This is a genomic window from Rivihabitans pingtungensis (assembly GCF_003201855.1).
In the GTDB taxonomy this organism is placed as follows: Bacteria; Pseudomonadota; Gammaproteobacteria; order Burkholderiales; family Aquaspirillaceae; genus Rivihabitans; species Rivihabitans pingtungensis.
Window position 1 is genome coordinate 81,883 of record NZ_QJKI01000012.1, and the last position, 20,212, is coordinate 102,094.

The window sequence follows — 20,212 nt, forward strand, 5'->3', positions numbered from 1 at the left end:
GCGCGAGTTTGCCGCATTTGGCCGAAAAAAGTCCAGCTTTTCCCGAAGTTCAAACATTTGTTTTAAAGCAATGACGCCGTGGGGAAGGCCGCGAAAAGGCCATGAACTGCTATACTGGCCAACATTGTGCCTGACTGTATTTTTCATGCAACTGTCCGATTTTGATTTTGAACTGCCCGAGGCGCTGATTGCCCAGTTTCCACCGGCCACGCGCGGCGACAGCCGTTTGCTGCACGTCGATGGTCTCTGCTGCACGGATGACCATTTCAGCCAGCTGAGCGCCTATCTGCGCGCCGGCGACGTGCTGGTATTCAACGACACTCGCGTGCTTAAGGCCCGCCTGTTTGGTCAGAAGGCCAGCGGAGGACAGGTGGAAATTTTGGTCGAGCGCGTGCTCGACGCCCATCGGGTGCTGGCGCATGTGCGCGCCAGCAAGTCGCCCAAGCCGGGTTCGCGCCTGCTGCTGGAAGGCCGCTGGCAGGCCGAGATGGTTGAACGCCAGGAGGCGCTGTTCCTGCTGCGCTTTCTGGACGAGGCCAATGTGCTGGATATTCTGGAGCAATCCGGCAAGCTGCCGCTGCCGCCCTACATCACCCGCGACGCCGATTCGCCCGACGACGAACGCTATCAAACCGTCTACGCCCGCCATCAGGGCGCGGTGGCGGCGCCCACCGCCGGCCTGCACTTTACCGACGCCCAACTGGACGCGCTGCGCGCCCAGGGCGTGAAGCTGGCGTTTGTCACCCTGCATGTGGGCGCCGGCACGTTTCAGCCGGTGCGGGTGGACAATATCGCCGAGCACCGCATGCACAGCGAGCGGTACGACATCCCGCCCGCCACCGTCGAGGCGATTACCCAGGCGCACGCCAGCGGCGGCCGGGTGGTGGCGGTGGGCACCACCAGCCTGCGCGCGCTGGAATCCGCCGCGCGCGGCGGCGAGCTGGCCGCTGGCCAGGGCGAGACCGATATTTTCATCACCCCGGGCTATCGCTTTCGCGTGGTGGACCGGCTGCTGACCAATTTTCACCTGCCCAAATCCACCTTGATGATGCTGGTGTCGGCGTTTGCCGGCATGGCGCCGATCCGCGCCGCCTATCACCACGCCATTGAACAGCAATACCGTTTCTTCAGCTATGGCGACGCCATGCTGCTGGAGAAATCGCCCGACGCCTGACGCGCCGGCCATGCACAGGAGCGCACCATGAGCGGACTTTCCCCTGACACACCGCAACCGACTGAAATCCGCCTGCATCAGCAGTCGCGGGCGCTGGAGCTGCATTTTGACGATGGCGCGCAATTCACCCTGCCGTGTGAGTATCTGCGGGTGTATTCGCCATCGGCCTCGGTGCGCGGCCACGGCCCGGGGCAGGAGGTGCTGCAGACCGGCAAGCGACAGGTGAATATCGTCAATATCGAGCCGGTCGGCCATTACGCGGTGAAGCTGGTGTTTTCAGACGGGCATGATTCGGGTTTGTACAGCTGGGATTATTTGTATCAACTGGGGCGGGAACAGGAAGCGCGCTGGGCGGAGTATCTGGCGCGACTGGCGGCGGCAGGGGCGAGCCGGGACGAGTAAGGCGGGGGATGGCTGGGTTTGATTAGGGCGGGGCTTCGCCCCACACCCGACCCCTTTTCTTTGTCTCGCCAAAGAATAGGGGGAAAAGCAAGGCAACCCGGGACGCGCGTCCGTCCCTGCGGGCCGGATGCCCTGTGCTTCTCGACAACCGGGGCCACCCCAAACATATGAGCGGATGGGGGGGCCCGGTTTTCTGCGGTGCTCGGCGCGCTTTACGGGGGGTAAACCGGCTAAGCGCAACCGGCGGCGCATGAAATTAAAGCCTGGTGGATGGTGCAAGAGACAATTAGATGCCGCCAGGCCGATCTTATTGAAAATGACGGGATAACAATCATGGCAGAACAAACGCATTTCGGTTTCCAGACGGTGGATGCCGCGCAGAAGGCCGGCAAGGTGGCTGAGGTGTTTCACTCGGTGGCCAATAAATACGATGTGATGAACGATTTCATGTCTGCCGGCATGCACCGTGTGTGGAAGCGTTTCACCCTGGACACCGCCGGGGTGCGGCCGGGGCAGAAGGTGTTGGATATTGCCGGCGGCACCGGGGATCTGGCGCGCGGCTGGGCCAAGCGGGTGGGGCGCAGTGGCGAGGTGTGGTTGACGGACATCAACAGCTCGATGCTGACCGTGGGCCGCGACCGTCTGGCCGATGAGGGGGTGTTGTTGCCGGTGGCCTTGGCCGATGCCGAGAAACTGCCCTTCCCCAGCAATTATTTTGATTTGGTGTCGGTGGCGTTTGGCTTGCGCAATATGACCCACAAAGAGGGCGCGCTGGCAGAGATGCTGCGCGTGCTCAAACCGGGCGGCAAGTTGCTGGTGCTGGAGTTTTCCCAGGTGTGGGGGCCGTTGAAGCCGGCGTATGATCTGTATTCGTTCAAGGCCTTGCCGCTGATGGGCAAGCTGGTGGCCAACGATGCCGAGAGCTACCGCTATCTGGCTGAGTCCATCCGCATGCACCCGGACCAGGACACCCTCAAGCAGATGATGCTGGACGTGGGGTTTGGCAAGGTGGATTACCACAACCTCAGCGCCGGTGTGGTGGCGCTGCACAAGGGCTGGAAATTCTGACCCCCGCCGGCGCGCGCGCCGGGCGGTCTTTTTTGCGAGGTTTGCCATGAATCGCCCGCAACTGGCTGTGTTGAATCATTTGCTGGCCCAGCAAGAGGGCGTGCGCCAACGCTTGGCGGAGCACGCGGGCCGGCGCTTTCGGGTGGAGTTGCCGCCGCTTGGCGTCAGCGCCGTGGTGTTGGCGGATGGCTTTGCTGGCCAGACCGATGGCGAGCCAGAAGCCCGCGTGCGCTTGTCCAGTTCGCTGCTGGTCAAGCGCCTGACCGGCGGCGAGCCGGGCGCCGGCGATGTGCAGCTGGATGGCGACGCCGAGCTGGGCCTGGCGCTGGCGCGCATTCTGGCCGACTTGCGCTGGGACGCGGTGGAAGACTTGTCGCGAGTGGTCGGCGATGTGGCCGCCTACCGCGCCGAGCGCTGGCTGCGCGGCGCGCTGGGGGTAAAGGGCGAGGCGGCCTGGCGACTGGCCAGTGCGTACGCCGAACACCTGAAAGAAGAAACCCCCTTGCTGTGCAAGCGCACCCAGGTGGACGCCTGGCATGGCCAGGTGGACGCCCTGCGCGACGACGTGGCGCGCGCCGACAAACGGCTGGCGCGGCTGGAAGCCCTGCTGGCCGCGCGCCTGCCGGCGCCGACGGCCAAATAAGCGTCGTGTGACCTCTTCTTAGCGTGGTGTATCGTGTCGGTGCGCGCCAAGCTCTGCCTGGTGCGTGAAACCCGCGAGATGCCTTGCGCCAAGCCTGGCGAACACCACCCAGCGAAGCATTTCTAGCGAGGTGCGCGCAGACAACGGCAAGGCAGTGCCACAACGCCAGGGAGGCTTTGTGAGCGACGCTGAGTGTGTTGGCGGCGTCACCGCCGTGCCGCCATATCGTGCATCTGGGTGCCCCGCCCAACCCCGCCGGCCGTATGCCGGCTTGAGCCTGTGATCATGCGATTTTCTCGTTTCACCACCATTTTCCGCACCTTGCACCGTTACGGCCTGGACGAGTTTTTCGTCAACCATTCGCGGCTGCGGGTGATTCATCTGTTCCTGCGCTGGCTGCCGCTGCCGCGCGATGTGTCCGAACCGCTGCCGCGCCGGGTGCGGCTGGCGCTGGAAAGCCTGGGGCCGATTTTTGTCAAATTCGGCCAGGTGCTGTCCACCCGCCGCGACCTGCTGCCACCGGAATACGCCGACGAGCTGGCGCTGTTGCAGGATCGGGTGGCGCCGTTTCCGGGCAGCCAGGCGCGCCAGGTGATCGAAGCCAGCCTGGGCAAGTCGGTCTATGAGGCGTTTGCCGAGTTTGACGAAACGCCGATTGCCAGCGCCTCGGTGGCGCAGGTGCACAAGGCGCGCCGCCACGACGGCCGCCAGGTGGCGGTGAAGGTGCTGCGCCCCGGCATCCTGCCGGTGATCGAGCAGGATCTGGCGCTGCTGCGCGCGCTGGCCGGCTGGGCCGAGCGCTTGCTGGTGGACGGCAAGCGTCTGCGCCCGCGCGAAGTGGTGGCCGAATTTGACAAATACCTGCACGACGAGCTGGACCTGATGCACGAGGCCGGCAATGCCTCGCAGCTGCGCCGCAACTTTACCGACTCGCCGATGCTGATCGTGCCGGAAGTGTTCTGGGACACCAGCACCCGCGACGTGCTGACGCTGGCGTGGATGGACGGCATTCCGGTGGGGCAGATCGACCGCCTGCGCGAGGCTGGGGTGGATTTGAAGCAGCTGAGCCGCTTTGGCGTGGAGATTTTTTTCACCCAGGTGTTTCGTCACGGGTTTTTCCATGCCGACATGCACCCCGGCAATATCCTGGTGGCGGCGGACGGGCGCTATATCGCGCTGGATTTTGGCATCGTCGGCAGCCTGACCGACTACGACAAGCACTATCTGGCGGTGAACTTCCTGGCGTTTTTCAACCGCGACTACAAGCGGGTAGCCACCGCGCATATCGAATCCGGCTGGGTGCCGAAAGACACTCGGGTAGAAGAGCTGGAGGCCGCGGTGCGCACGGTGTGCGAACCGATTTTTGATCGGCCATTGTCAGAAATCTCGTTTGGCTATGTGCTGCTGCGGCTGTTTGAAACCAGCCGGCGCTTTAATGTGGAAATCCAGCCGCAGCTGGTGTTGCTGCAAAAAACCCTGCTGAATATCGAAGGCCTGGGCCGCCAGCTCGACCCGGATCTGGACCTGTGGCAAACCGCCAAGCCATTTTTGGTAAAGTGGATGAACGAGCAAATCGGCTGGCGCGGGCTGTTGCGCAATCTGCGCGACGAAGCGCCGCAATGGGCCAGCCTGCTGCCGGCGATTCCGCGCCGGCTGAACGAGGCGCTGTCAGCAGACACCCGCGATGTGTTGATTCAGGGTTATGTGACCTTGTTGCGCGAGCAAAAGCGCCAGAACATGCTGCTGATGGCGCTGGTGGCGCTGCTGGCGGCGGGTTTGCTGGGGCTGTGGCTGCGCTGAATCGGGTCGGCTGCGCTTGCGGCTACGGCAGCAGCCGAATCGCCATCTTGGCCGGGCTGGTGCTGGTGGCCCAGCAATCCACCGTGGTGGGCGAGTAGCTGCTGGCGTCCGAGCGGATCAGCCCGGTGGCGGGATTCAGGTCATCCATCTGTTTTTCCAGCTGACAGAGCATACGACTGTCCACCGCCAGCGAATACAAGAAGGTATTGCTGGGCGGAAAGCGATCGGCATCGGTGGCGTCAATCGCGTCGCCCGTGCGAACCTCCCATTCGGCGCCGATCGCGTTTTTCTTTTCCGACAGCGGCAGAATATTGGTGCTGTTGAGCAGGCTCCAGAATGACGATTGCTCGGCGGCACTGCTCAGCGTGATGTCTTTGGCCGCGGTGCAATTGCCCACCTGTAAAGTATTGGCGCTGGTGCAGCCATCACCGGGATAAAAGCCGTATTTCTCGAAAAAAATATTCATTGCCGCACTGATTTTGCCGTATTGGGCCTGCACACTCTTGACCTTGGCCCCGTCGATCAGCTCGCGCCCCTTGAAGGTCATGCCCAGCACCAGGCCAATAATCACCAGCGCAATGGCCAGTTCCACCAGGGTAAAGCCGCGTTGTGCGTGATGCATGAGGGTTTCCTTTTTTCTGATGTCGGCAACAAGATTCAAGGCAGGCGACCGGCGCTGACCAGTGCATGCAATAGCAAGGGCGCAGGAATGGCTTCCAGCACATCATCACTGTCCACGCCCGGATTTGTCGGGCCATAAAACGGCTTGGGTGCGCCATTGCTGCCCAGATCGCGCCCGGCGGTGACGATATTCAATTGTTCCCCACTGCTGGCGCTGGCGCCAGGCAGCGCCTGTCCCAGTGCGTCCCAGCCGCCGTAGCCATTGGCCCCGTGCGACAACACCAGTGCCGCCAGCCGCGTTTGCTGCACCGCAGCCGGTGGCGTGGCGCTGGCAGTCAGATGCACATACCAGGCGGCCTCGGCCAACTCTGCCGCACTGCTGGCCTGAGGATACGCCAATTGGCTGACAGGCTGGCTGTACCGTGCAGCCACCGCATAGCTGTAGCGGTGGCCCCAGGCATCCAGCGCGGGCGCACCCAGGGTCTTCCAGGGCAGCACGCCGGCCTGACGCTGGCAGGGCATGCCAGTATCCGGCAGGGCCAATCCGGCTTGGGCGTGGCTGTCCGCCAAGGCAGGGTCGGCCGGACAGGGCAAACGGCCATGGCTCATGGCGTAGCCCAGCAAGCCCTGGCGAATGGCCGCCAGCGCAGCACGGGTGTCCTGCTGGCGTTGATGGGTGCGCAGCTGTTGCAGCGGGCCCAATAACCCGGTCAGCATCACACCCAATACCGCCAGGGCAATTGCCAACTCCACCAGACTGAAGCCGGCCTCTGCCGACGCAACGCTTGACGCCATGCCATTCACCCATGAGATATGCGGCGCAACATGTGCAGAACGGATAGTCTGCTATACCGGGCATGCCGACGGCAATGGTGGAAAATACGTAATGACTTGGCTATCCAAGGCCGTATCCGCAGTGGCGGCAGGGCTGATGCGCCAGCAACGGGGATCACCATCAAACATCACATAGATGGCCGCGCCATCCTGCTGCAGCCGCAGGCTGGCCGCCCAGGTGTCCAGTTCAACGCTGGCCGGGCGATCCGGGTCATTGAGGTTGCGGTTATACGAGCCCGCCCACCACGCCGGCCAGCTCAGGCCGGAGGGCTGGCAAGGCTTCACCGCCACGGTATTGGCGTCCGGGCGCAGGCTGGCGCACCACGGCGAGGAGGTAAACGGAAACGGGTCGGGGTCCAGCAGCGAAGGCGTTGCCATGGCCGGCGGCACATCGGCGTAGCGCACGCTGGGCAGTGCGCCGTGGCTGCGCAATTGGCGGGCCAGAAAACGGGTGATCCAGCGGACAAGCTGCACCCGATAGTGCTCGACCTCGACATACAGCACGGTGTCGTTAAAGCCGGCGCGTGGGCTGGCCTGAACAAAGCGGTTATCGCCATCGTCGTTGCGGCCGCTGCCGCCGCAACGCGGGTCAGCACCCACCGGAAAACTCAGTCGGTCCAGGTAATCACTGCGCTGAAAACTGCCATCGCGGTGTTGTCCGGGCAAGGGCGGGCCAGCCGCGATCAGCAACCAGGCCACCCGGTCAGACAACACCTGGCCGCGGGCATCGCACACGGTCAGCCAGCCGCTGGTTTGATTGAGGGTGCGCAAGGTGATGGGCTGGCGATAGCGGGTGCTGTGTTCAAAGCGTCGGTCCATCACATTGGCCGACACCGCATACCACAAGCGCTGGCCATGGCCGTCACGCAGCATCGGCGCCAGCGCCATGTCGCGCGGGGCGTCCTGGGTCAGGCTGTCACAAGGGTTGGCGATAAACGGAATGCTCATGGCGGCACGCGCCTGCTCGCCCAGCTCGGGCAGCCAGCCCAGACGGCGCAAGTTGGCATCGCTGCCGCTCAGATGGGCGCCCTCGGTGGTGCAGGTGCTATACCCCAGGCCTTTGCGGTCGGGGTAGGGCAGTGCGCCGGGCTCGGTTTCAGCGCCGTGTGGGCTGTTCACCCACAGCGGCGGCGCAAACGCCCACGCCCAGAGTGCCGACTGGGCTTGCGCCAGCGCACGGGCATCCTGCTGACGCCGCCAGGCGGCGTCCTGCGCCGGAAACAGCCACCAGGGCGCCAAGGCCAGCATGCCCAGCGCCAGCAGGGCCACCATCAGCAACAGGGCCGCGCCCTGCTGGCGTGGATCAACCGGCGGACAGCACCCGGACATGGGCGGCGACACTGCGCGCCAGCGCGGACAGATCGTAGCCGCCCTCCAGCACCGAGACAATGCGGCCTTCGCAATAGGTGCGCGCCACACGCATCAGCTGACGGGTGACCCATTCGTAGTCGGATTCGGTCAGGCCCATCGAGCCCATTTCGTCTTCGCGGTGGGCGTCAAAGCCGGCGGAGATAAACAGCATCTGCGGCTGGAAAGCTTCCAGATTGGGCAGCCAGGCCATTTCCACTGCTTCACGGAAGGCGGAACTGCCGCTGCCGGCCTTCATCGGCACATTATGCATGTTCGGGCCCAGCGGCACGTCGCCACAGTAGGGGTAGAACGGATGCTGGAAGATCGACACCATCATCACGCGCGGGTCGTTCTGGAAGATTTCTTCGGTGCCGTTGCCGTGGTGCACGTCAAAGTCGATGATGGCCACGCGCTCCAGGCCGTGCTGCGACAGCGCGTGCGCAGCGGCAATGGCGACGTTATTGTAAAAACAGAAGCCCATCGACTTGGCCGATTCGGCGTGGTGGCCAGGCGGGCGGATGCTGCAAAAGGCATTGGGCGCCAGGCCTTCGCATACCATGTCCACTGCCTTGACCGCGCCGCCCGCCGCGCGGCGCGCGGCGCGCAGGGTGTGCGCCATCATGGCGGTATCAGGATCCACGCGATAGGTGCCGCTGGCCGGCGTGCTGGCTTCCAGCGATTCCAGGTAGTGCGGCGGATGCACGCGGGCGAGTTGCTGGTCGGTGACTTCCGGCGCCTCGACTTCGTGCAGTTCGTCGTACAGTTGCGAGGCCATCAGTTGGTCACGGATGGCAATCAGCCGCTCGGGGCATTCCGGGTGGCCTTCGCCCACATTGTGCAGCAGGCAATCCTGGTGGGTGATGAAGGCGGTCAGACCGGAACTGGGGAGTTGTTTTTTAATCCACGTCAACAATTGACTGCTTCCTGATAGTTCGTCCATTTGTAGAAAGGGCCACGACTTCCCCGTGCACGCCCTGGCCAGCGGTCGCGTCCGCACGCCAGCGCCCGCCCGGAAAGGGAACAGGGAGCGACATCAACGAAACGCCAGCGGATGACAGCGTCGTCAGCCTTTCCGACTGCGCGCTGTTCGGTTTATCACCTTGATCCTGCGCAGAAAACCCGGAGGGCTGCACGGTCAGGCTTATGATTTTTGGATGAATCCAAGTGTGCGCTGAATGTCGAAAAAATGCAATCGTTCAGCCCGGGATTGCGCCAGGCCAGATGCGCCACGCCCCGCCGGGCGGAAAAGCCGGGCGGGGCGTGGCAAAGTGAGGCACAACAGCAGATCAGAGCAGCATGTCTTTGGAGACGCCCTTGCGCCGCAACAGCCGGCGCAGGGTTTCCAGGCCTTCGATCTGGATTTGCCGCACCCGCTCGCGGGTCAGGCTCATGCTGGCGGCCAGTTCTTCCAGCGTGCAGATTTCGTAGCCATTCAAGCCATAGCGGCGCTCGATCACTGTGCGTTGCTTGTCATTAAGCTGTTGCAGCCACTCGCGCACATAGCGCTCGATTTCGGCGTTGTGCAGCAGCTCATCTGGCTCTTCCTGCTGCTCGTCGGGGATGGATTCACCCACAGTCAGCATCGGGTCGATGTCCAGCGGCGCATCCAGCGAGGCCACCCGTTCGTTCAGGCTGAGGATGCGGCGGACCTCTTCCACGGGTTTGTCGACCAGATGGGAGATTTCCTCCAGCGTCGGCTCGCGCCCGGCCTGCATTTCCAGATGGCGCTGGGCGCGCAGACAGACGTTCAGCTCTTTGATCACATGAACAGGCAGGCGAATGGTGCGCGACTGGTTCATGATCGCCCGCTCGATGCTCTGCCGAATCCACCAGGTAGCGTAGGTGGAAAAGCGGAACCCGCGTTCGGGGTCGAATTTTTCCAGCGCGTGCATCAGGCCGATATTGCCTTCCTCGATCAGGTCGAGCAGCGGCAGGCCCCGGTTGATGTAGTGCTTGGCGATGTTCACCACCAAGCGCAAATTGTGCTCAATCATGCGCTGACGCGCAGCGAAATCGCCTTGTACCACGCGGCGGCACAGGGCTTTTTCTTCGTCGGCGCTCAAGAGCGCATTGTGGCCGATGTCGTTCAGATAAATCTGGGTGACATCGGCGAGCTCGTCCATGCTGGCGAACGAGGAATCGGCAACGTCCTCGCTGGTGTCGGCGTCAGCGACGGCCTCCTCCAGCGGTTCTTCCAGATCCGACACTTCTTCGTCATGGAGGCTGTCGATACTGTGGCTCATGCTATGTCCCCTTGCTCCCCATGCTGCCCGCCAGCGACACACGCTGGCATGGATCAGGGAGCGTTACCCAGATATTTTTGCGGGTCAACAGGCTTGCCGAAGCGCCGGATCTCGAAGTGCAGCTTGACCTGATCGGCGTCGGAGTTGCCCATCTCCGCAATTTTTTGCCCCTTGGTGACGACTTGGCCTTCCTTGACCAGCAACTGGCTGTTATGCGCGTAGGCGGTCAGGAAAGTCTTGTTATGCTTGATGATGATCAGCTTACCGTAGCCACGCAGGCCCGAACCACTGTACACCACCCGGCCTTTGGCCGAGGCCAGCACCGGCTGGCCGGTTTTGCCGCCGATGTCGATACCTTTATTGTTGTCGGTGAAGCGGTTGATCACCTTACCCTGCGTTGGCCAACCCCAACTGGCCACATCTTCTTCACCTGCCTGGGCGCTGGCGGCCGGCTCTGCAACGGTCGGCGCACGAGGCGCTTCAGTATTCTTGCTGCTGTCGCGTTCTTTGTCCTTGCCCAGCTTGTCTTTGTCGACGGCTTTGCTATCGACTTTATTATCTTTCTCGGTTTTGCTGGCCGGCTTGTCTGCCTTGGCCTGTTTTTCGGTCTTGCTGTCGCTACGTGCCTCGCTCTTGTCCGCGGATTTGTCTGCTGGCGCGGCTTCTGCCACCGAGCCAATCTTGCGCACGGCTTCAGCCGAATACGGCAGCTTGACCGCCTTGGGGCCATGACGAGCGCCGGCATCAGCCACCGGCGGGGTAGGCGCCGGTTTTTCTGCGGCCGGGGCCGCAGCAGGCGCCACCGCCACACTGCGTGCAGGCGCAGGCTCGGCAGGCGGGGTCAGCCGCAACACCTGATCTACCTTGATGACCCCCGGGTCATCGAGTTGGTTCCAGGCAGCAATATCACGGTAATCCTGGCCGTAGTTCAGGGCAATACTGTACAACGTGTCGCCAGCCTTGACCTTGTAGCTGTCCGGTCGATCATCGTCCGGATCGCGACTGGAAGGCGCCCGCGAGCCCATCGGCACGGGTGTCGGCGCAGGCGCAGCTTGCGACGAATTCATTGGATAGGCGGGAATATGCGTACTGCTGGCCGTAGTCGTGGTGCTGGTGCTGCTGGCCGGAGTGACCTTCACCGGGGCTTTGGCACGATACACGCTGACCTCACCCGCTGGTGCGGCCTGCACCGTCACCGCGCCCCGGCTGCCGCTGGCCATCGGCGCAGGCGGCGGAGTGTAGGCATCAGGGTAGGCCGTGGCCGGACGGGTCTGTCCGCCCTGCACAACCGGGGCAGGGCTTTGTGACAGCGCAGAACATCCGGACAGGGTCAGGCCAAGCACGGCAAGGTAGAACGGTTTAGCGGCTCGCATAGTTCACTATCATTGAGTCATTTGTAAGACGACCCCATCCGTTTGTCTAGCGACTTCGGCAAGGATTCGGCGGATTTTCTTTGAAACGGCATTCAACAGCCCGGATGCATGTCGCATGCATACAACATGCGTACAAAATGGCATGCCATACCGGCCGGCTTATTGCTGACCATTCAGCAGTGGCACAAAACGCACAGGGTCAAGGCGGGTTTTCTGGATGGAGCCATCCTCTTGTTTGTCAATCATCCAGAGAAACTGCTCCTGGGTGCCCAGCGGCAGAATCATGCGCCCGCCAGGCAGTAATTGTTCCAGCAGTGCCGGCGGCACATGGCTGGCCGCCGCCGTCATGATGATGGCGTCAAAAGGGGCGGCTTCCGGCAGGCCCAGATGGCCGTCACCATGTTGCAGCCGCGCACGCACCTGCTTGACGGCGCGCAGATTGGCGCGGGCACGATCCAGCAGGGCGGCGATGCGTTCGATGGAATACACCTCGGGAAATAATTTGGTCAGTACGGCGGTCTGATACCCACAACCGGTGCCGATTTCCAGAATCTTGCGCGGCGATTTGCCATTGAGCAGCAGTTCGGTCATCCGCGCCACGGTAAACGGCTGGGAAATGGTCTGACCGTGGCCGATGGGCAAAGCGTCGTCGTCATAAGCGCGATGCGCCAGCGCGTTTTCCACGAACAGGTGGCGTGGCAATTCTGCCATCGCCGCCAGCACGCGGGCGTCGGCAATGCCTTTTTCCCGCAGCCGGTCAACCATCCGGGTACGGGTGCGCGGTGATGTCATGCCAATGCCAAGTTGCGGGGTGTTCATGGGGCCAGCCAAGCAGAAAGAGGGTCAAGAGTGTGATGGGCGGTGAGATCCAGTTGCAAAGGTGTCACCGACACACCTTTGGCCGCCACGGTATGAAAATCGGTTCCGGGGCCGGCATCTTGAGCACGACCGACAGCACCCACCCAATAAATGGTTTCACCACGCGGATTGCGACTTTGCACCACCGGCTCGGCATGGTGGCGACGGCCCAGACGGGTCACCTGCCATGGGCCCAGTTGCTCGGGTGGCACATCGGGCACGTTGACGTTCAGCAGCACCGCCCCTTGCGCCCATGGCGCCTCTTGCCAGCGGCGCACCAGTTGCTCGGCCACCAGGCAGGCGCTGGCAAAGTGTTCGCCAGGCTTGCCGGCCAGCGACATGGCTACCGAGGGAATGCCGAGCAGATAACCTTCGGTGGCGGCGGCCACCGTGCCGGAATACAAAGTATCGTCGCCCATGTTCGGGCCGTGGTTGATGCCGGAAAACACCATGTCCGGCGGGCTGTCCATCAAGCCGGTGATGGCCAGATGCACGCAATCGGTGGGCGTACCGTTGACGCTGAAAAAACCATTCGCCGCCCGACGTGCCGTCAGCGGCCGATCCAGGGTCAGCGAATTGGAAGCGCCGCTGCGGTCGCGCTCCGGCGCCACCACGGTGACGTTGCCCAGGCGTGACAAGGTCTGCGCCAGCGCGGCGAGGCCGGGGGCAAAGTAACCATCGTCATTGCTGATGAGAAAATTCATGGCGTGTCACAAAAGGCAATGCCGCGATTGTAACCCGCCACGGGTAAAAGACAATCGTCATTCACGTGGCGGGCGGAATGCCTTCAGGCGACGTAACGTTGACTGAACGCCAGCATGCGCTCGATTGGCAGGCGGGCAGCGTCCATCTGTTCCGGTGTCAGATAGTCGATACGCTCACCCTGACCAGCCTGCGCCGCCTGCACGGCAGCCACCGTATTCAGCTTCATGTACGGACAGGAATTGCACTGGCAGCCAGCGTAGATCGGCGCCTGTACCAGGTTCAGATCCGGTCGCGCCTCATGCATGTTGTAAAGGATGCCATCTTCGGTGGCCACAAAAATCGTCGCCGACAGCTCACCTTGATAGCTCTTGACCCAGTTCAACATACCCGAGGTCGATCCGACGTAATCTGCCCGTTGCAGCACCGGTAGCGGGCTTTCCGGGTGTGCAATCAGGAAGGCCTGGCCGCTGACGCCGGCAAACGCCTCGTTCAGCGCGTCTTCGTTGAACTTGTCGTGCACTTCGCACACCGCCGACCACAGCGGCATGTCGTAGCCGTACTGGAAGTTCAGGTAGGCGCCCATATTGCGGTCGGGCGAGAAGATCACCTTTTTGCCTTCGGCGTACAGATGAGCAATGATGTCATCGACATTGCGGCTGGTGACGATCCAGTCGGACAGGGCCTTGTGTTCGGCGCTGGAATTGATATACGACACGTGCACATGGTCCGGATAGCTTTCACGCCAGGCGCGCAGCGCGGCAATATCCGTCTGGGTAACCAGCGAGCAGGTCGAACCGGCGTCGGGCAGGATGACTTGCGCTTGCGGGTTGAGAATCTTGGCGGTTTCTGCCATGAAGCGCACACCGGCAAACACAATGATGTCAGCCTGGGCATCACGCGCGTACAGCGAAAGCTCCAGGCTGTCGCCCACCTTGTCAGCCATGCGCTGGATTTCGGGTGCAGTGTAGTAATGGGCGAGGGTTACAACACGGGGGGACATCGGGTTATGGCTCCTGCCGCACTGACGCGGCGATATGGGCTGGCAAAGTCGCGGCGACATGCCCTGCGCCGGAACCCGGCGATGCCGCGCTTGACCGCAGCCGGCCAGCCTTTGCGCAAGGTGCGCAGACCAGACTGGCGGTGCAATGCATCATGAAAAACAATCACGCCAATCCCCCAGGGCGGGATGGACGGCGCTTGCGAATAGTGGAACATAGCAAAAAAGCCACAGCGCTGCCAGCCACGTGCGCATTGGCGATGTTAATGAACCACGGTTTTTTGCGAAGGGAAACAGTCTGGTAGATAATGCTGCACCGCACAATCATATTTTGACATGGCACTTCCACGACGCCGGCCATCGCCGGGACTGGCGTCACCATGGCGGTGCGGCGCATTTTGCGGCAGCCTTGATGTTGCGGCGCACCGCGCCCACGCCCCGCACTCACCCCCCACCCGGCGATGGCAAGCACGCGACAGGTCGCTTTCATCCCCCCGCCTGTCCGGCCCTGTTTGCGGCGCGCGTCACCCGCGCGTCTCGATAAAACTGATTGAATGACCAGGTTAATATCATGAAACCGCACTATCTCACCCCGCTTTTCGCGCCCCGCACCGTCGCCGTCATCGGCGCCAGCGACACCCCAGGCTCTGTCGGTCAGGCGGTGTTCGCCAACCTGCTCGCCGGGGGGTATCAGGGCAAGCTGTATCCGGTCAACCTGAATCACCGCGTGGTGGGCGGCATCGCCGCCGTGCCCAATGTCAAAATGCTGGAGCCGGAAATCGACCTGGCCGTGGTCACCACCGCCATCCGTTCGCTGCCCGGCGTGATGAAGGATTGCGCCAAAAAAGGCGTCAAGGCTGTGCTGCTCACCCGCGAATTCGCCGACACCGACGAGCTGGAAAGCGAGGTGATGAAAGAATCGCTGGCCATCGCCAAGCGCGCCGGCGTGCGCGTGCTGGGCCCGAACATGCTGGGCCTGATGCGCCCGGTGATCGGCCTGAACGCCAGCAATTATTCCGCCAAGGTGCGCCCGGGCAATCTGGCGCTGGTGGCGCACTCCTCGGCGCTGTGTACCGCCATGCTGGACTGGGCCGAAGCCAAGGGCATTGGGTTTTCCAGCGTGATCTCGATGGGCGAAAGCTCGGACCTGGACTTTGGCGAAATCCTCGATTATCTGGTGGCCGACGGCTACACCCAGGGGATTTTGCTGCATGTGCACTCCATCCATGACGCCCGCCGCTTCATGAGCTCGCTGCGCGCCGCCGCGCGCGGCAAGCCAGTGGTGGTGATCAAATCCGGCCGCTATCTGGACCAGCACACCGGCCTGACCCACTCCAGCCATATGGTGGCCAGCGGCGATGTGTTTGACTCCGCGCTGGCGCGCGCCGGGGTGCTGCGAGTGAACACCATTGCCCAGCTGTTCACCGCCGCCCGCGTGCTGGCCGCCAAATACCGCGTGCAAGGCACCCGGCTGGCGATTGTCACCAACGGCATCGGCCCTGGCGTGCTGGCCGCTGACAGCGTGATGAGCTACGGCGCCGAGCTGGCCCAGCTGTCGCCGGACACCATGCAGTTGCTGAATGAAGAACTGCCGCGCAACTGGTCGCGCGCCAACCCGGTGGACATCATCGGCGACGCCAGCCCGGTGCGCTTTCGCATGGCGGTCAAAGCCTGTCTGGACGACCCGAACGTGGACGGCGTGCTGGTGATCTTCACCCCGCAGGCCGGCACCGACCACCACACCACCGCCGAGCTGATGGTGGGCCTGCAAAAAGAAACCACCAAGCCGATGTTCATGTCCTGGCTGGGCGATTCGAAAGTGGCCTCCAGCCGCGAGCTGTTCAGCCGCGCGCGCATGGCGCACTTCCGCACCCCGGAATTTGCCGTGGAAGTGTTCCGTTCGCTGGCCTCGTTCCACTATAACCAGCAACTGCTGCTGCAAACCCCCGGCCCCTTGCAGGGCGAACAGGCCGAGCCGAATGTGGCGCACGCGCAAAGCATCATCGACGCCGCGCTGGCCCAGGGCCGGGAAGTGCTGTCCGAGCGCGAATCCAAAGAAATCCTCGCCGCCTTCAATATCCCGGTCAACCAGACCCGGCTGGCCACCACGGCTGACGAAGCCGTGGCGCACGCCGAAACGCTGGGCTACCCGGTGGTGCTGAAGATCGACTCGCCGGACGTGATTTACAAATCCGACGTCGGCGGCGTCGAGCTGAACATCACCAACAGCGCCTCGGTGCGCGAAGTGTTCGCCAATATTCTCGAGCGCACCCGTCAGGCGCTGCCCAATGCGCTGGTGCACGGCGTGTCGGTGCAATCCATGGTGCGCCGCCGCCATGCGCGCGAGCTGATGATCGGCGTGGTGCACGATGATTCCTTTGGCCCGGTGATCACCTTTGGCGCCGGCGGCATCGCCACCGAAATCCAGCACGACCGCAGCATTGCCCTGCCGCCGCTGAACAGCTATCTGGCGGAAAAAATGATCGCCCGCACCCGCATCAGCAAGACGCTGGGCGAGTTCAAGCACATGCCGGCAGTGGACATGGACCAGCTGAAAACGCTGATGGGCCGCGTGTCCGACATGGTGTGCGAGCTGCCCGACCTGCTGGAAGCCGACATCAACCCGCTGCTGATCGACAACCAAAACGCTGTGGTGCTGGACGCGCGCATCATCGTGCGCAAAACCCGCCATTCGCGCCGCTATCGCCATATGGCCATCATGCCCTACCCATCGGACATGGTGGAGCACATGACGCTGAACGACAACACCGAGGTCACCATCCGGCCGATGCGCCCGGAAGACGCCGACATGCAGCAGGAATTCGTGCGCAATCTGTCGGAAGAAAGCCGCTACAACCGCTATATGTCCAGCATCAAGCAGCTGTCGCAGCCGGTGCTGGTGCGCTTCACCCAGCTGGATTTCGACCGCGAAATGGCGCTGGTGATGACCCGCATGGTCGATGGCCGCGAAGAACAACTGGGCGTGTCGCGCTACTTTACCGACCCGGACAACGAATCCTGTGAATTCGCCCTGGTGGTGGCCGACAATTGGCAAGGGCGCGGCATCGGCCCGATCATGATGAATCGCCTGTTTGACGCCGCCAAGCGCCAGGGGCTGACCATCATGCGCGGCGAAGTGCTGGCCAATAACAAGGGCATGCTCAAGCTGATGGCCAAGCTGGGCTTTACTGTCTCGCCGCATCCGGAAGATCGTCAGCTCACCTGGGTGACCCGTCCGCTGTAAACTGCCTGTCTGCGCGCCGGGCCAAGCGCAGGTGGCTGGCCCGGCGCGCGGCTTTTGTGACCCTGGGCGCGACACCCTGCGCCCAGGGTTGTTTAAACACTTGCCAGTAAAAGGAAAAGCGGCTTAAAATCGCAGCCTTTTTACTGTCTGATTAAACTAGGAACCACCATGGTTGTGATTCGTCTTGCTCGCGGCGGCGCCAAGAACCGTCCGTTTTTCAATATCGTCGTGACCGATTCCCGCAACCGCCGCGACGGCCGCTTCATTGAGCGCGTGGGCTTCTACAACCCGGTCGCCAACGAGCGTCAAGAGCGCGTGCGTCTGGCGATGGACCGCGTGAACTACTGGACCGGCGTCGGCGCGCAAGTGACCGAAGCTGTGGCCAAGCTGCTCAAGCAACAGAAAGTGGCCGCCTGAGCATGTCGGGCTCCCCTGTGATGACCGGGGCCGCTGCGCCCGATGAATCGACGCTGGTCAGCATGGGGTATATCGCCGGCGCCTTCGGTGTGCGCGGCTGGGTGAAAATCCACGCCGACACCGAATACGCCGACAGCCTGTTCGACTACCCGCGCTGGTGGGTGGGTCGTCCGGGCGGTGCCTGGCGCGCCTACACGCTGGAAGATGGCTCGGTGCACAGCAAAGGCGTGGCCGCCAAGCTCGAAGGCGTGCTGGATCGTGACCAGGCTGCGCTGATGCGCGGGCTGACCATCGCCATCGAACGCGCCGAACTGCCGCCGCCGGAAGAAGGCGAGTACTACTGGACCGACCTGATCGGCCTGAGCGTGGTCAATACCCAGGGCGAAACCCTGGGCGTGGTGAGCGAACTGCTGGCCACCGGCGCCGCCAACGATGTGTTGGTGGTGCGTCAGGACAAGACCGAACGGCTGATTCCGTTTGTCGGCGCCTACGTGCTGGAAGTCGATCTGCCTGGCAAGACCATCCGGGTGGACTGGGGGCTGGACTACTGACGATGCAGATCGACGTCGTCACCCTGTTCCCGGAGATGTTCAGCGCGCTGACCGCCAGCGGCGTCACCCGACGCGCGCTGGAGCAAGGCATCTGGGCGCTGCACACCCATTACCCCCGCGATTTTGCCTACGACAATTACCGCACCGTGGACGATCGCCCTTATGGCGGCGGCCCCGGCATGGTGATGCGGGCGGAACCGCTGGAAGCGGCGATTATTGCCGCGCGTCAGCGTCAAGCTGAGGCCGGCGTGGCCGACAGCCATTGCATCTACCTGTCGCCGCAAGGCCGCCCACTGGGCGACGCCCGCGTGCGCGAACTGGCGCAACGCCCTGGCCTGATCTTGCTGGCCGGGCGCTACGAAGGGGTGGATGAGCGGCTGATCCAGCGTCAGGTCGATGAGGAAATCTCCATTGGCGACTATGTTTTGTCCGGCGGCGAGCTGCCGGCCATGGTGCTGATGGATGCCGTACTCCGGCTGTTGCCGGGTGTGTTGAATCACGCCCAGTCGGCCGAACAGGATTCGTTTGTGGACGGGCTGCTTGACTGCCCGCACTACACCCGGCCTGAAGAATACCAGGGGGTGCGCGTGCCGGATGTCTTGCTGTCCGGCGACCACGCCCGCATTGCCCGCTGGCGACTCAAGCAGTCGCTGGGGCGCACGGCCAGCCGTCGCCCTGATCTGCTTGCCGCTCGCCCGCTATCCAAACAGGAATCTCGGCTGCTGGCTGAGTATCAGCAGGAACAAGATTCCGCATAACAACTGGAGTAATCCCATGAATCTGCTGCAACAACTCGAGCAGGAAGAAATCGCCCGCCTGGGCAAAACCATCCCTGACTTCGCTCCGGGTGACACCGTGATCGTGCAAGTGAAGGTGAAGGAAGGCAACCGTGAGCGTCTGCAGGCTTACGAAGGTGTGGTGATCGCCAAGAAAAACCGTGGCCTGAACAGCGCCTTCACCGTGCGCAAAATCTCCGCCGGCACCGGCGTGGAACGTACCTTCCAAACCTACTCGCCGCTGGTTGCCCAGATCGACGTGAAGCGTCGCGGTGACGTGCGTCGCGCCAAGCTGTACTTCCTGCGCGAACGCTCGGGCAAGTCGGCTCGCATCAAGGAAAAGCTGCCGGCCAAGAAGACCGCCGCTTAATCGCGCCGGGTTCTTCGCCACAGCAAAACACGCTGGCCATCTGGTCAGCGTGTTTTTTTTGCGCCATGCTGCCGCTTTTGCCCCAGAAAGCCCTGCCATGGCCGCCGACTCTTCGCGCTCTCCTGATGAATCCGCCGTGCTGGCGGCGCCGTTTGGCCGGCTGGGCGTGGCCGCGCACGCGGGCGTGCTGACCGGCATTGAATTTTTGCCCGCTGACACCCCCTTGCGCGCGCCGATCAGCAATGGCGTCTGCGCGCAGCTGGCGCAAGAGCTGGCCAGCTACTGGGATGCGCCGCAGCACGTCTTCCAGCTGCCCTGGCGCGCCGAGGGCACGCTGTTTCAGCAGCGGGTGTGGCAGGTGATGTTGCAGATTCCGCCAGGGCAGACCCTGAGCTATGGTCAGGTGGCCCAGCAGTTGGCCAGCGCGCCGCGCGCAGTGGGCGGCGCGTGTGGGCGCAATCCCTTGCCGATTGTGATCCCGTGTCACCGGATTGTCGCAGCGGGCGGCTTGGGCGGATTCAATCAGGGGCGGGACGAGGGCTTATTGGGGGTGAAGCGCTGGTTGTTGCGGCATGAGGGGGTTTTCAGATGACTCCGGACGCAGATCTTACGCAGGTGGCTGAATAATGAAATTGAGCTAGTAGCCAGTCACGTTGAAACGCGAGGATAAAGACGAGCAAGCTTACGTCGGGCATCCTGAGTGGAGAACTTCCACTTGATGGGGATGGCTTTGGCGTTGCGTTCACGCACATTGGCCTCAACCTCGCGTCGCAACGTTTCTTCATC

General features: G+C 62.9%; 20 protein-coding genes. 11 read left to right on the forward strand and 9 right to left on the reverse strand.

The genetic code is table 11. From position 1 onward, the window contains the following. The first annotated feature begins 145 nt into the window (after positions 1 to 145). The 5 genes from queA (at position 146) to ubiB (ending at position 5,087) form a co-directional block, all read left to right on the forward strand. Positions 146 to 1,174 carry a tRNA preQ1(34) S-adenosylmethionine ribosyltransferase-isomerase QueA gene (gene queA / locus DFR34_RS10230; protein ID WP_110391048.1) on the forward strand — a complete coding sequence of 343 codons (1,029 nt, stop codon included), beginning with the start codon at positions 146 to 148 and terminating at the stop codon, positions 1,172 to 1,174. A 27-nt stretch (positions 1,175 to 1,201) separates the two neighbouring features. After that, positions 1,202 to 1,576 carry a gamma-butyrobetaine hydroxylase family protein gene (locus DFR34_RS10235; protein ID WP_110391049.1) on the forward strand — a complete coding sequence of 125 codons (375 nt, stop codon included), beginning with the start codon at positions 1,202 to 1,204 and terminating at the stop codon, positions 1,574 to 1,576. A gap of 333 nt (positions 1,577 to 1,909) precedes the next feature. Then, a complete protein-coding gene (ubiE, locus tag DFR34_RS10240; RefSeq protein ID WP_110391050.1) occupies positions 1,910 to 2,644 on the forward strand; it encodes a bifunctional demethylmenaquinone methyltransferase/2-methoxy-6-polyprenyl-1,4-benzoquinol methylase UbiE in 735 nt (244 codons plus the stop codon). Positions 2,645 to 2,690: 46 nt separating this feature from the next. Further along, entirely contained in the window at positions 2,691 to 3,287 is a 597-nt protein-coding gene (locus DFR34_RS10245) for a ubiquinone biosynthesis accessory factor UbiJ (protein ID WP_110391051.1), read from the forward strand. Positions 3,288 to 3,572: 285 nt separating this feature from the next. Then, positions 3,573 to 5,087: a ubiquinone biosynthesis regulatory protein kinase UbiB gene (gene ubiB / locus DFR34_RS10250; protein WP_110391052.1), complete on the forward strand. Its 1,515-nt coding sequence runs from the start codon at positions 3,573 to 3,575 to the stop codon at positions 5,085 to 5,087. 22 nt (positions 5,088 to 5,109) lie between these two features. Here the strand turns inward: ubiB and DFR34_RS10255 are convergent, their stop codons facing one another. The 9 genes from DFR34_RS10255 to nadA all read right to left on the reverse strand — a co-directional run bounded on the left by DFR34_RS10255 (position 5,110) and on the right by nadA (position 14,071). After that, the gene (locus DFR34_RS10255; RefSeq protein ID WP_110391053.1) at positions 5,110 to 5,709 is read right to left on the reverse strand and encodes a type II secretion system protein; all 600 of its coding nucleotides are present in this window, start codon (positions 5,707 to 5,709) and stop codon (positions 5,110 to 5,112) included. Between the two features lie 35 nt (positions 5,710 to 5,744). Then, entirely contained in the window at positions 5,745 to 6,503 is a 759-nt protein-coding gene (locus DFR34_RS10260) for a type II secretion system protein (RefSeq protein ID WP_110391054.1), read from the reverse strand. A 51-nt stretch (positions 6,504 to 6,554) separates the two neighbouring features. Then, complete coding sequence (locus DFR34_RS10265; protein ID WP_110391055.1) at positions 6,555 to 7,871, reverse strand: hypothetical protein; 1,317 nt, start codon at positions 7,869 to 7,871, stop codon at positions 6,555 to 6,557. After that, positions 7,846 to 8,805, reverse strand: a complete 960-nt coding sequence (locus tag DFR34_RS10270; protein ID WP_245906861.1) for a histone deacetylase family protein — start codon at positions 8,803 to 8,805, stop codon at positions 7,846 to 7,848. The genes DFR34_RS10265 and DFR34_RS10270 overlap by 26 nt, the downstream gene beginning before the upstream one ends. Positions 8,806 to 9,178: 373 nt before the next feature. Continuing rightward, positions 9,179 to 10,135 carry an RNA polymerase sigma factor RpoS gene (rpoS, locus tag DFR34_RS10275; protein ID WP_110391057.1) on the reverse strand — a complete coding sequence of 319 codons (957 nt, stop codon included), beginning with the start codon at positions 10,133 to 10,135 and terminating at the stop codon, positions 9,179 to 9,181. A gap of 53 nt (positions 10,136 to 10,188) precedes the next feature. Then, the gene (locus DFR34_RS10280) at positions 10,189 to 11,508 is read right to left on the reverse strand and encodes a peptidoglycan DD-metalloendopeptidase family protein (RefSeq protein WP_245906862.1); all 1,320 of its coding nucleotides are present in this window, start codon (positions 11,506 to 11,508) and stop codon (positions 10,189 to 10,191) included. Between the two features lie 159 nt (positions 11,509 to 11,667). Further along, the gene (locus DFR34_RS10285; RefSeq protein WP_245906863.1) at positions 11,668 to 12,327 is read right to left on the reverse strand and encodes a protein-L-isoaspartate(D-aspartate) O-methyltransferase; all 660 of its coding nucleotides are present in this window, start codon (positions 12,325 to 12,327) and stop codon (positions 11,668 to 11,670) included. Next, positions 12,324 to 13,070 carry a 5'/3'-nucleotidase SurE gene (gene surE / locus DFR34_RS10290; RefSeq protein ID WP_110391058.1) on the reverse strand — a complete coding sequence of 249 codons (747 nt, stop codon included), beginning with the start codon at positions 13,068 to 13,070 and terminating at the stop codon, positions 12,324 to 12,326. The genes DFR34_RS10285 and surE overlap by 4 nt, the downstream gene beginning before the upstream one ends. Positions 13,071 to 13,153: 83 nt before the next feature. Continuing rightward, the gene (gene nadA, locus DFR34_RS10295) at positions 13,154 to 14,071 is read right to left on the reverse strand and encodes a quinolinate synthase NadA (RefSeq protein WP_110391059.1); all 918 of its coding nucleotides are present in this window, start codon (positions 14,069 to 14,071) and stop codon (positions 13,154 to 13,156) included. A gap of 568 nt (positions 14,072 to 14,639) precedes the next feature. On the opposite strand from nadA, the gene DFR34_RS10300 reads away from it, so the two are divergent. From DFR34_RS10300 to DFR34_RS10325, 6 genes are all read left to right on the forward strand, one after another. Next, a complete protein-coding gene (locus tag DFR34_RS10300; RefSeq protein ID WP_110391060.1) occupies positions 14,640 to 17,312 on the forward strand; it encodes a bifunctional acetate--CoA ligase family protein/GNAT family N-acetyltransferase in 2,673 nt (890 codons plus the stop codon). A gap of 168 nt (positions 17,313 to 17,480) precedes the next feature. Further along, positions 17,481 to 17,729, forward strand: a complete 249-nt coding sequence (rpsP, locus tag DFR34_RS10305; protein WP_110391061.1) for a 30S ribosomal protein S16 — start codon at positions 17,481 to 17,483, stop codon at positions 17,727 to 17,729. 2 nt (positions 17,730 to 17,731) lie between these two features. Further along, positions 17,732 to 18,280: a ribosome maturation factor RimM gene (gene rimM, locus DFR34_RS10310; protein WP_245906864.1), complete on the forward strand. Its 549-nt coding sequence runs from the start codon at positions 17,732 to 17,734 to the stop codon at positions 18,278 to 18,280. A gap of 2 nt (positions 18,281 to 18,282) precedes the next feature. Next, entirely contained in the window at positions 18,283 to 19,038 is a 756-nt protein-coding gene (gene trmD, locus DFR34_RS10315; RefSeq protein WP_110391062.1) for a tRNA (guanosine(37)-N1)-methyltransferase TrmD, read from the forward strand. 16 nt (positions 19,039 to 19,054) lie between these two features. Continuing rightward, on the forward strand, positions 19,055 to 19,426 hold the full coding sequence (gene rplS, locus DFR34_RS10320) for a 50S ribosomal protein L19 (RefSeq protein WP_110391063.1): 372 nt from the start codon (positions 19,055 to 19,057) through the stop codon (positions 19,424 to 19,426). A gap of 97 nt (positions 19,427 to 19,523) precedes the next feature. Next, complete coding sequence (locus DFR34_RS10325; protein ID WP_110391077.1) at positions 19,524 to 20,018, forward strand: methylated-DNA--[protein]-cysteine S-methyltransferase; 495 nt, start codon at positions 19,524 to 19,526, stop codon at positions 20,016 to 20,018. Positions 20,019 to 20,212 lie beyond the last annotated feature (194 nt).